The following is a 2,241-nucleotide window of genomic DNA, read 5'->3' on the forward strand; positions in this document are numbered from 1 at the left end:
ATTAACTGAAAGAAGTATTCAGGTTTGTGAGCTTTATTTAGGTTAAACCATGAATGTAATGTATCTGGTGCAAATACATCTAATTTTTTCAGTACTTCCATCGCAAATTCCAGAGGAGCTATTCCTGATGCAGTAACTAAGTTCGCATCAGATACCGCAGATCTCAACTCATAGAATTTTTCTCCTTTATAGTTAGGACATACCATTTTAGTGTATTCTAAATTATTAGTTGTATGCTTTCTAGTATCTAAGTATCCCCTATTTGCAAGGGCCTCAGTTGCACCACAAATTGCACCAACAATAGTACCAAACTTTAAAGCTTGGCCAACTCCTTCCAAGATAGGTTGATGAATCTCTTCACTCCAAGTAGTCCCTCCTGGTAAAATTAAAAGATCTTTACTCTCAAAAGTACATTCATCAAGGGAAATATCTGGTTTTATGCTCAGTCCCCCCATAGTAGTAATCATTTCTTTATTAGCTCCTACTGTAATTACTTTTAAAGGTACTAAATCTTTTTTAAAATATCTTCCTGAATTTAGTTCGGTAATTAAATATCCATATTCCCAGTCCGACATTGTATTAAATACATATAGAAAAACTTTTTTTGTTTGCATCCCATATCACTCCAATCACAATTGATATGGATATTATAATATAACTTCCCTGACAGTTAACGTCAGGGAAGTTATCATACTTCATGAAATTTTATTAATTCCGACAGAACTTCAATAAGTCTTTTCTTAAGACTTATTGGCTCAATAACTTTAATAGATTTATTGTACGGTAAAAGTAAATAAGGTACATATGTATGTATCATATCTTTTTCAAGAAGAAAAACTGCTTGATTTGAAGTTCGCACTTGTAAATAATGTCCTAAAAACCAATGTTGGCAAATATCATCCAATACACTTTTATCCCCACTAATAACCAAAGAAATAATCCCTTCCTTATCTTCTATAGTTGGAAGAAGATTTTTTATAAAAAAGTCACGTGCTGAAAAATTTTCTGGCCGGTTAAACTTATTTTCGGTTAGCATTAAATTTTCAATTCGATCTACCCTAAAACTACGGATATCATTCCTAAGATGACAAAATCCAATCACATACCACCTATTATTCCAATAGATAATTCTGTACGGATCGACCAATCTATAATTTAATTGCTTTTTCCCACTTTTATAATAAAGAATTTTTACTGAATACCCATCAGTTACGGCCTCCTCCAACTCCTTCAAAAAATGTTCCATAGAGGATGAACTAAATCGACTTATTACTTCTAGACTACTTAAATGTCGGTTTATCTTTGCTTCCTGCTCTTGATTTGAGTATTTACTTAGTTTTGAAATGGCCCTATTTAATGCTTCACCTCCATAATATCCGGCTTCTTCTGCAAAAACAGCAGCGTGAAATAGTGAAGTTTGCTCTTCAAAATCAAAAAAAAGAGGAGCCTCAATAAAATTGTTTAATAACGTGTATCCACCGTTATGTCCTGGTTCTGAAATTATAGGTACACCACTTGTTGAAATTGTATCAATATAACGATACACAGTCCTTATATTCATCTCTAACTTTTCTGAAATTTGTTTTGCAGTAATTTTTTTACCTGAGCGAAGCATCCATAGAATCGCTAACATATTATCAATTTTAGGCATGTAATTCCACCTCTCTATGGAATTTATCCCTTATTATATATTTCTGATTTTTAGTATAACTCATCAACTGTTCCTTTCCGATAGCTTTCTAAATAATGAGGCCCTAGACACATTTGTAATTTCACAAATTTGATTTACATTCATATCTACCTCTTCATAAAGCTTTACTGCATAATTCATTCCTGCATGATTTTTATAGTATTTCTTTAACCAACCTTTAAATTTTCCTTCTTTCTTATTCAGTTCAATACCTTTATGTTTCCACCTACGAATCAGATCACGTTCTAATTGGTTTATACCCGCCATAACCTTAATTAAGCATTGGTTTTAGGAATTATCTTCCAATAAATCGAGCCATGTATCTTTGAAGGATTATAATTATCATCCTTATTATAATATTTAGTTACAACAATAGCTTCAATTATTATAGCGATACACACAAACAAAAGAATTATTTTGCGTCTCACAACAAAGCTACTTATTCATTTTTTTCTTTTTTAAATTGGAAGGATATATGTTCCAATTGTTTGATTTCCTCTATTATTTTACGAATTCCTTCTTCAATCCTATCTTCCTTTACATTCGATACG

The 2,241-nt window shown here is 31.7% G+C and carries 2 protein-coding genes and 2 pseudogenes; all 4 read right to left on the reverse strand.

Annotated features, from left to right (window positions below; genetic code table 11):
- On the reverse strand, positions 1–614 hold a 614-nt coding region (locus ACQGS6_RS26930; protein ID WP_426965909.1), incomplete at its 3' end, for a type 1 glutamine amidotransferase family protein.
- Positions 615–688: 74 nt separating this feature from the next.
- Positions 689–1,651, reverse strand: coding sequence for a helix-turn-helix transcriptional regulator (locus ACQGS6_RS26935; RefSeq protein WP_001124137.1), 963 nt, complete (start codon positions 1,649–1,651; stop codon positions 689–691).
- A 63-nt stretch (positions 1,652–1,714) separates the two neighbouring features.
- Positions 1,715–2,023, reverse strand: a pseudogene (locus ACQGS6_RS26940) (helix-turn-helix domain-containing protein); the annotation flags it as partial.
- 106 nt (positions 2,024–2,129) lie between these two features.
- Positions 2,130–2,241 (reverse strand): annotated as a pseudogene (locus ACQGS6_RS26945) (aminotransferase class I/II-fold pyridoxal phosphate-dependent enzyme); the annotation flags it as partial.

Source organism: Bacillus sp. GMs2/2, assembly GCF_050172095.1.
In the GTDB taxonomy this organism is placed as follows: Bacteria; Bacillota; Bacilli; order Bacillales; family Bacillaceae_G; genus Bacillus_A; species Bacillus_A cereus.